The organism is Micromonospora sp. CPCC 206060 (assembly GCF_036906895.1).
GTDB lineage: Bacteria > Actinomycetota > Actinomycetes > Mycobacteriales > Micromonosporaceae > Micromonospora.
Map to the genome: position 1 here is coordinate 1 of NZ_JBAKHU010000304.1, position 512 is coordinate 512.

The window sequence follows — 512 nt, forward strand, 5'->3', positions numbered from 1 at the left end:
TGGCCTCCGGTTGGTGCGGAGGTGGTGTCGGTGGATGAGTTGTATGACGGTTTGGCTGCGGTGGGTCTGGAGTACGGGCCGGTGTTCCGTGGTGTGCGGGCGGCGTGGCGTCGTGGTGGTGAGGTGTTCACCGAGGTCGGGTTGCCGGCTGGTGTGGTGGTGGATGGGTTCGGGTTGCATCCGGCGTTGTGGGATGCGGCTTTGCATGGTGTGGGTTTGTTGTCGGGGGGTGTGGAGCGGGCCGAGTTGCCGTTTGCGTTCTCGGGTGTGGGGTTGTCGGCCACGGGTGCGGTGGCGTTGCGGGTGCGGTTGGTGTCGTCGGCTTCGGGTGTGGTGTTGGAGCTGGCTGATGCGGTGGGTGCGCCGGTGGCGTCGGTGGCTGGTTTGGCGTTGCGGCCGGTTGATGTGGGTTCGTTGGGTGGCTCTGGTGTGGTGGAGCCGTTGTACCGGGTGGAGTGGTCGCCGATGGCGGTTGATCGGGTGACCCCGACCGGCACCTGGGCCCTCCTCGG

1 protein-coding gene is annotated in these 512 nt (G+C 67.2%); it reads left to right on the plus strand.

What is annotated here, in order from left to right:
* Positions 1-21: 21 nt before the first annotated feature.
* Positions 22-512 (plus strand): polyketide synthase dehydratase domain-containing protein (locus V6U90_RS33865; RefSeq protein WP_334445286.1); only part of this gene is annotated, 491 nt, incomplete at its 3' end.